This is a genomic window from Flavobacterium sp., assembly GCF_023151265.1.
Taxonomy (GTDB): domain Bacteria; phylum Bacteroidota; class Bacteroidia; order Flavobacteriales; family Flavobacteriaceae; genus Flavobacterium.
Map to the genome: position 1 here is coordinate 1 of NZ_JAKLJH010000149.1, position 7,855 is coordinate 7,855.

Sequence of the window (7,855 nt, forward strand, 5' to 3'; positions counted from 1 at the left end):
TCGATGAGAAACTTCAAGGGCTTGCGCAAGAGCCAATGTCGTCCAGTGATCATCGGATCTCAGTAGACCGAGGAGTCGGCTCATTCTATTTTGTACTGACCTGCTATTATTTTTAGCCATACACATAACCCTATCACAATATATGCCTTAAAGTGACATATATATTCATACACTGGTCTCACAAGGAGATTGATATGAAACTAATATTCATAGGAGGTTTAATTATGTTATTTTCTAACTTGGCAACAGCGGGAGATGCTTTTGAGATTGTATCGGTAAAGTTCAAAGAAGGAGTCAATATAGAAGAGCAAAAAAAGCTCATGATGGACCTTAACAAGGTAATCAAAAAGTTTGAAGGATTTAAATCCAGAGACTATTATTATAGCGCAGAAAATGGCCGATGGATCGACTTTGTAGTTTGGTCGGATATCAAATTAGCAAAAAAAGCTTCTGAATATGTGATGACTGATCTGACGGCCGGAGCTGTGATATCTAAAATGGATGAAAAAAGTATGATTTTTTCACATTACGAGCGAGTTGGCGGTGTTAAAAAATGAGAAATAAAGTCAGGAAGAGTAATAGACCAACCTGTGTTTTTAAAGCAAAGCTGTGGAAGTATCGTGGCCCAAATGGATGGTACTTCTTGACCTTGCCAAAAGGCCTTTCATTGAAAATTCGAAAATACCATCTCTCCTCGGAAGAGGGATGGGGGCGGCTTAAGACGACATGTGAAATTGGTAAAATCAAGTGGCGAACAGCGGTTTGGTTCGATACAAAGATTGGATCATATATTTTGCCTGTAAAGGCGGAAATTCGAAGCAAAGTATGTCTTGAGATTGATGATGCCGCGACATGCTCGTTAGAGTTCGATGACAGTAATTGGTAGCCGATTTGGATGGTACTGAAGGGGCTACTAAATCACTTTTAGAAGATGCTTTTGGTGCGATTTCAGTTCGCTATGGGATTAGCTGATACATTTTCAAAAGCTCATTATTGCCAAGTGCTATGGGTAATAGCCTTCATTTTAGTTCAATCCAACTAAAATATTTTGAGAATTTAGAGACTGGACTCGCGGATTTATGTAGTTCAGAGTTTTCATTTTTAGCGGACGGAAAGCTTAATGCTGTATCACTGAGTTTCTGTTGAAATATAAAAATATATTATTTTAGCTTGAATTGATCGAGTGCGTGGCTGAATAAAATGAATTTGTAGATTTAAATTTGTTCGAGATGAGAAATAATTTGAGAAAGATCAGAAAAATTGTTTATGACTAAACTAGCACTGCTCCTGTCGTCTCAAATAAATTAATCTCGTATTTACATATTGAGAAAAATAAGATTCTAAAATTAATTTTAAAGACTAGAAATGAGAGCTACTAGATTTTCTTTTCGTCAATAGACCAATCCAAGAGCAATTGTTTTAATAAATTTAATTCTCTTACTAAAATGTTTGGTCCAGTTATCTTCAATAGTGATATATTTTTCACTCGAAATGAGATTACTATTTATCCATGTCTGGAAAAATTTTAAAAACTTCTTTCGATGGTCGCTATGCCGAACTTCTTGTTTGTAATCAAGTCTTCAAGATTGGTCATGTTTTCAGGGAAAATGGTTATGTTGATATCGGAATAGATGGCGAAATTGAATTTATGGAAATTGAAAAATCAAAAGATGAGGAAGAAAATGATGCAGAAAATAAGAATCTTAAGTCTAATCGAACAGTAAAATCTTTGGGTTTTTTTATAAAATGCCAAACAAAGTCTTTTACTAATTTAAAGTCATTAAAATCGAAGTATAAAAGTAAAGTTAAAAAAAAAGAATTTGATTATTACTCCATACTTCGGGAGCCCATCATTTTATTTTTTGTTGCTCGAGATTGTGAAAAAATATTTTTTGATATTGTTGATTTCAGGTATCGAAATTCGTATAACGATTTTAAAAATAAAATAAATTTAAGAAATTTAGGTGATGAAAAGCAGCAAGCATGGCTATATGAAGTTGCTAAATTATATAGATTTTCCGTAATTGAAGTTGTTAAAAATATTCATGATACACTTGAAAATTCTCTCGACACTGTCGAAATTGATAATATGCGGGAGTTTTACACCACTGAACTTTATAATCAGGCTAATTTTTACATCGCACAATGCTTTCCAAAGCTCGAGTCTAATAGCCTGCTAAAAAGTGCAAAACATTTTAATTACGGGCCTTTAAAATATTTATCCAGAAGAATTGAATCGGAATTTAGATTTAGGATTGGTAACTCTGTCCACGGGATGCGATAATTAAGTTTTTTTATTTAGCGAACAACTACCATTTTTACAGGATTTCTCGCCGTGGACAAATATTAATCCACTTTTGAAAATTAAACGGAAATTGAAAGTAACTAAATATTAAAACCCGAAAGTAAGGTATGTAAGGCTCCATTAGATGGGAAAACTCAGTTTCAGTTTTCAAATTAGTCCGATGACAAAACGCGGGCTTTTGTTGAAAGCTGGTTTCACCAATCGAAAATCTTAGCCAGACCTTATCGTTAATAAGCGCCTTAGATTTCACCCAAGCTCCTTTTAAGTATTGATCATTGTTTAAAGTCGATTAAATTTAACGAAAAAACTCAATTGTCATAACCAAGCCGTTCGGAAACGCGAACACCCCTGTTTTTTACGTACAGCACTTATCATATTGAAAACTCAAAACATTTTTAAATCAGCCGTTCGTGATCACGTACAAATTTGATTTTTCAAACTCACACAAAAAATTCAAAAATTTAATTTTCTAAAATCATCTCAAGCACTTAAGCCGTGCCAGCAAGTGATGGCACTTTCATTGAAATATATCTCTTTGAGTGGCGCGCACTCGAAACACAAAAACAGGGAGATAAAAAAATGAAAACAGAAGCATACAATGAAGAGAAAAGACTCTTCGATCAAATTCATGCCGAGTGTTGCCACTGCAAAGTGACCCGAAGAAAAATTTCGGAAACGATGAGGCGCATTCGATGCTGGTTCAATAAAGAAATTCACGCTGAGGAAGTTATTCCTAAAGAGTTTCGTGAATTCTGCGAACCACACAGTCATGCAGATCACACAGAACGTTTAAGAAAAATGTGGGACAAATTTTTATGAACTATGAGCTACAAAAAATAAGACAACTCTTTCGTGAGTTCTATGGGCTACTTCCAGTGAAAGAACTGGTTGAAAACGAAGATCTTATTAAAAAAATTGAAATTATTGAGAAACAATTGCGGGGGTTATTAGATGCAGATCCAGCCGCTTAAATTAAATCAACAAAAACTAGATCAGCTTGAAAAAGCCTTGGTCGATCTCTGGGATGTGATGTCGCCACAACTGAGATCAAGAAAACTTCTGTGGGATAAATTTTTTAACCTACAGACACGAGTGCGATTAATGAACTTAAAAATGGGGAAAGAATTAAAAAATGAAACAGTCAAATAAAGAAATAAAATCAGATAAACACGAAATCTTCACGGGGTTTCGCAAAGATAATGTTATTGAAGCTAAACTTTTGGTGGGTGCTGCATTTAAGGATGAAAATACAGCGTACTACAAAATCAGACTCATGATGTTTCCAGGGTACACTTACTACTTGGTTAAAAATCACAACGTGGTTGATAAATATACGGTTTACGCTCGAATGATTGTTGATGAAAAAAATAAAAACCAAGTCAAATTTTTGAATCCTGTCGGAAGCGCAACGTTAGACTCAAAATTACAAAGCTATTTGGAAATTCGATTTCCGATGCTTCGAGCGACTGTGTATATGTCGCTTTATCCACAAAAACAGAACTAAAGGATTTTAAAGAGTGAAATATCAAAAAGTATTTTCGGTACTGACATTGATTCTAATTTTGGCTTTTCTAAAGAGAATCGCGGTGAGCGCGGAACATAAGGGTTTTCGGGTTGCTTTGTTAATAAAGGGGCCCGAGCCCGCCGGGGAATACTTTGGCAAAGAGCAAAATCAGCTTTTATACGTCCTAGCCCTGTTTTGATATTGATATACCAGAAAACTTTTTTACGCCGGAGTCGGTGCAGTTTTGTCATCAAGCAAGAATTCCTCAAACGGCTTTGTTTTTTGCTGAGCATGGTGACTATCAACTTTTGGTGGCGATTGATCCAAAAAAAAGACAGAAGTTTTTGAAGTTAAATCCACAGGCTATAAAAATAGCGGTGGCTTCTGGTAAAAGAAAAGCTCACCGTATAAAAAATCTAAATAATGAGTGGATTGTTTTTGAGTTGGACTTTCTATATAAGGCGCCTAAAAGTACAATTTTTTTGTTAAGAAAAACTTTTAAAAGTTGGCTAAAGTTGGCACGTAAAGCTAATTTGTAGCGCAACAATAAGTTATAGTTTGGTTTAAATTAGCTTAAATAGCGATTAATTCATAAAGCAATTTTTGCATGTTGATTAATAGGGAAATGAGGCATCGTAGGCTGCGCCGTTCATATAAATGGCTTTTAAAATATCGCAGCGGTATTTGTTTGTTTCGGAATTACAGGTTTCGGCTTGAATTTTCATAAAGGTTTGACCAACACGCTGCGATTCATCAGGTCTCAGGATATTAGAAATAAATAAACTTTTTCCGGTAGTGTATGGCGATTTAGCCTCTGCAAAATGACAACTGACACAGCTAGAGTTTGTGCCTCCAGAGGAAAGGTGATTGTTGATTTGCTCGTAGGTCACACTGTTATCAATTGGAAATTGGATTTCAGCTTTGAAACTCTGTCCTGATTTAAGTTCTCCAAACTCAAGAAAAGTTCTTCCTGATCCACTTGGTACTACACTAAGAACTAAAGTGTTTTGTATGATAAAAATTCTTGGACTTGAATTTCCTTGAGCTGGTTGTGCGCTGAAAGTGCTATTAGTTGCAAACACTTTTAATGGAGGTTTTAGTGCAAGAAGAAAACAATCAAGGCCTAGCGGTTTTGGAAGAGCATTGATGAGATTTAAGGCCTCGGCAATGGTTTGGGGTTGCCTGAGAGAGCTATCAACAGTTGTACAATCATAGCTCACTTCTGAAGATGATTTTTTTTCAGAGCATGACAAAAGCCAGATAGTAAAGCCTAAACTTAAAAAGATTAAAATTTTTTTCATGGTTACTGTCATCCTCATCTCTGATGCTGATGTTAACTGTTACCTTAATTCTAGCATACTAAGTAGTACTTCTGAAATGGCATTTTTGACTTCTTTCAAGAGCTGAGTTTTTTGTTCTTACAAAAAAGAAGAACACAACGGGTCCAGTCCCAATTTAGTACATTTTGACTTAAAAGATTCCAAGTTTAAATATAATTTTATAAAAATCTAGTGGTAGTTGTCTTCTTTTAAAGAGAATTTTTATCTTCTTTCAAAAAAGAAAAACTCTTTTTTCTAGATTGAAACTTATGTTCATGAGAAAAGTGTCCTTCTGTTAAGCCATATTTTTCTTGGGTTTTGAGGTGAGTAAGTGTTTCTTGTAAGCCTTGTTTTCCTTGAAAAAAGTTTTCATAATGTTTCAACTTAGAAATGAGTTCTTCTCCAATTTCATTAAGCGCTTCGTAGCGAAATGAACGAAGTCCTTGATCAAGCCACGGCTGGATAAAGTTAAGTGCTGTTTGGGCTTTAGAGTTGAACATAGTATTGCGACACTCAGGATCTGGTTTGATTTCATGGAGATTGCCAAACTGATCTTTTAATTGCACTCGATGCTTTTCACAAGGCTTGCCACAGTCTTTGTAGCTAGATCCTTGACTCAGAAAAGCAGCAAAAACACAATGCTCCATATGGAAACTAGGCATAAATTGATGAAGCGTAATCTCCAACTTTGAAGCGTTAGTTTGTTGTAGTATAGATAAAGTTTGTTCTTGATTCTAAAGAGAATCGCGGTGAGCGCGGAACATAAGGGTTTTCGGGTTGCTTTGTTAATAAAGGGGCCCGAGCCCGCCGGGGAATACTTTGGCAAAGAGCAAAATCAGCTTTTATACGTCCTCGTATAGACGGCCCCTTCGTCAAGAGAAATTTCCTTGGTTTTTTAAAAGAGTTTGGCTTGTGACCGTGAACTAACATCCTCGTATTCGTGCGCTGGTTAACACATTAAGATTTGTTCGTTATCGGGGTTACCACTATCGGGGTTACCACTATCTATCCACAGGTGCTTTAACCTAAGGACGTTCTCGTGGGCTTCCCAAATTCTGTCTTAGCCTCTTCTTTAAAACCTTTCTCTTACGAACTGGTTTTTTTTGATCAAAATAAATATAAAATTATTTAGGCAACAGTTTTCAGTGATTCCCATACAAAGCCAACCATTTCACGAGCACAAGCGACTTTGACTTTGTTTGGATGTTTCCCTGCATACAATAAACGACTGCCTTTTTTCGCTAATCTCTCTAAACATCTATCAGCAATATGAACAAGTGCCGGATCTATATCTTTTCTTCTATATCTTAGTTTGTCATGTATCCGCTTCGTTCTTGGTAGCTTCTGATTGGCTTCAACAAAAGCTGTTCGCAAATATCGATTACCATGCTTTGTGATACCAAACCGATTATGTTTTCCACCAGATGAGTATTCTCTAACATCGAATCCAATCCACGACGACAGCTGATTCGGATGTGCAAAGCGATTGACGTTACCAATTTCAGTGATCATCACCATCGCAAAAATATTTTTTATTCCATGATAGCAAATCAATGAACTGACTTGTTTCTTGTATCGTTCTGTTTGAGCGAGCTCTTCGATGGCTTTGTCATATTCTGCCAATGTATACATGAGCCACTTCATCTGCTGCAGTAATAACTTCAAATTATTTTTCAGCGAGCCATTTAACGACTCTGCTTTTTTGTCGAGCCAAGAAATATGCAGCTTCGTCCAGTGGGATTTGTTTTCAGTTTCAGATTTGAAATTAATTCCATTTCTTCGAAGCAATGATTGAACATGTGTTCTGATTTCTGCTAACTGATGCAAAATATACTGTCTGGTTCTAGTTAAATCACGATCAGCTTCCATTTCTTTTTCTGGAATAGATACAAATGTCAAAATTCCAGTTGCGAAAAACTGTGCAAGTTTGCCTGCATCAATACGGTCTGTTTTAACCTGATTGCCATGAACCCGAGGAATACTGCTTGGTGCTACAACTTGGCAGTCATATCCGGCAGCAATAAGATCGCGACAAAGTGAAAATCCCAAATAGCTCGCCTCGTAGCAAACCCGAACATTAAAATCTTGAAATTTTGCCTTAAGCTCTGCCAATCGACTCAATAGCCCATGAAAGGTGGGTTTACATTTGTATTCCAAAACCTCCCCAGTTTCAGGAAACAATGCGGTAGTATGGAATGCATTATCATCGACATCAACTCCGATATAGATTACTTTTTTATTCATAGACGGCTCCTCTCAATGTGTTTGGAGATTCATTTGAACTCCAGTTGAGGTACCAATCAAACGGTTATGCCTTTTGTCGGTAGCCCTCGGTTAAAATGAGGGCCGTCTATATCTTCTATCCTCTATGTTGGCTCAGTTTAGTTTATATCTGGGTGCTGATTTTTATCTATCAGCGGGAAGTTCTTATTCTGAAGAAAAATTAGATGTTTTAAAGTACAACCTAAGCTCAAAACCCAAGTTTAAAAATAATTTAGGCATGTTAGGATTTTCGCCAACTCTTTTAGTGGAAAAGTTAGAACAGCATCAAATAGAATTAATGAAAGAACTTCCTCATTCTGTTTATTATTATCGCTTTCCAGTTTCCATCAGAAGGCTTGCACCCTATATTGGATATCAGGACAATAAATCTTACGATCTTAGAGCTGACTTCATTAAAGAAAATCTTACCTTTTTAAATATTGGGCTTGAAGCAGAAGTTCTTTT

Annotated in this window: 10 protein-coding genes; 7 read left to right on the top strand and 3 right to left on the bottom strand. The window is 36.1% G+C overall.

Annotated features, from left to right (window positions below; translation table 11 throughout):
* The first annotated feature begins 194 nt into the window (after window positions 1-194).
* From L6Q46_RS11945 to L6Q46_RS11970, 6 genes are all read left to right on the top strand, one after another.
* The gene (locus L6Q46_RS11945; protein WP_291284489.1) at window positions 195-557 is read left to right on the top strand and encodes a hypothetical protein; all 363 of its coding nucleotides are present in this window, start codon (window positions 195-197) and stop codon (window positions 555-557) included.
* On the top strand, window positions 554-886 hold the full coding sequence (locus L6Q46_RS11950; RefSeq protein ID WP_291284490.1) for a DUF1905 domain-containing protein: 333 nt from the start codon (window positions 554-556) through the stop codon (window positions 884-886). The genes L6Q46_RS11945 and L6Q46_RS11950 overlap by 4 nt, the downstream gene beginning before the upstream one ends.
* Before the next feature lie 624 nt (window positions 887-1,510).
* Window positions 1,511-2,284, top strand: coding sequence for a DUF4365 domain-containing protein (locus L6Q46_RS11955; RefSeq protein ID WP_291284491.1), 774 nt, complete (start codon window positions 1,511-1,513; stop codon window positions 2,282-2,284).
* A gap of 821 nt (window positions 2,285-3,105) precedes the next feature.
* A complete protein-coding gene (locus L6Q46_RS11960) occupies window positions 3,106-3,276 on the top strand; it encodes a hypothetical protein (protein ID WP_291284492.1) in 171 nt (56 codons plus the stop codon).
* A 161-nt stretch (window positions 3,277-3,437) separates the two neighbouring features.
* Window positions 3,438-3,809 carry a hypothetical protein gene (locus L6Q46_RS11965; protein ID WP_291284493.1) on the top strand — a complete coding sequence of 124 codons (372 nt, stop codon included), beginning with the start codon at window positions 3,438-3,440 and terminating at the stop codon, window positions 3,807-3,809.
* Between the two features lie 236 nt (window positions 3,810-4,045).
* Window positions 4,046-4,348 carry a hypothetical protein gene (locus tag L6Q46_RS11970; RefSeq protein WP_291284494.1) on the top strand — a complete coding sequence of 101 codons (303 nt, stop codon included), beginning with the start codon at window positions 4,046-4,048 and terminating at the stop codon, window positions 4,346-4,348.
* 75 nt (window positions 4,349-4,423) lie between these two features.
* Here the strand turns inward: L6Q46_RS11970 and L6Q46_RS11975 are convergent, their stop codons facing one another.
* The 3 genes from L6Q46_RS11975 to L6Q46_RS11985 all read right to left on the bottom strand — a co-directional run bounded on the left by L6Q46_RS11975 (window position 4,424) and on the right by L6Q46_RS11985 (window position 7,372).
* Window positions 4,424-5,110 (bottom strand): hypothetical protein, encoded by a 687-nt coding sequence (locus tag L6Q46_RS11975; protein ID WP_291284495.1) that lies wholly within the window; start codon window positions 5,108-5,110, stop codon window positions 4,424-4,426.
* A gap of 227 nt (window positions 5,111-5,337) precedes the next feature.
* The gene (locus L6Q46_RS11980) at window positions 5,338-5,814 is read right to left on the bottom strand and encodes a hypothetical protein (protein ID WP_291284496.1); all 477 of its coding nucleotides are present in this window, start codon (window positions 5,812-5,814) and stop codon (window positions 5,338-5,340) included.
* A 442-nt stretch (window positions 5,815-6,256) separates the two neighbouring features.
* Entirely contained in the window at window positions 6,257-7,372 is a 1,116-nt protein-coding gene (locus L6Q46_RS11985; protein ID WP_291284497.1) for an IS110 family transposase, read from the bottom strand.
* 124 nt (window positions 7,373-7,496) lie between these two features.
* On the opposite strand from L6Q46_RS11985, the gene L6Q46_RS11990 reads away from it, so the two are divergent.
* A partial coding sequence (locus tag L6Q46_RS11990) for a hypothetical protein (protein WP_291284498.1) occupies window positions 7,497-7,855 on the top strand: 359 nt, incomplete at its 3' end.

Excerpts from the sequence above, each read along its gene's own strand:
- L6Q46_RS11945 (WP_291284489.1), top strand. The coding sequence starts at position 195 with ATGAAACTAATATTCATAGGAGGTTTAATTATGTTATTTTCTAACTTG.
- L6Q46_RS11950 (WP_291284490.1), top strand. The coding sequence starts at position 554 with ATGAGAAATAAAGTCAGGAAGAGTAATAGACCAACCTGTGTTTTTAAA.
- L6Q46_RS11955 (WP_291284491.1), top strand. The coding sequence starts at position 1,511 with ATGTCTGGAAAAATTTTAAAAACTTCTTTCGATGGTCGCTATGCCGAA.
- L6Q46_RS11965 (WP_291284493.1), top strand. The coding sequence starts at position 3,438 with ATGAAACAGTCAAATAAAGAAATAAAATCAGATAAACACGAAATCTTC.
- L6Q46_RS11975 (WP_291284495.1), bottom strand. The coding sequence starts at position 5,110 with ATGAAAAAAATTTTAATCTTTTTAAGTTTAGGCTTTACTATCTGGCTT.
- L6Q46_RS11985 (WP_291284497.1), bottom strand. The coding sequence starts at position 7,372 with ATGAATAAAAAAGTAATCTATATCGGAGTTGATGTCGATGATAATGCA.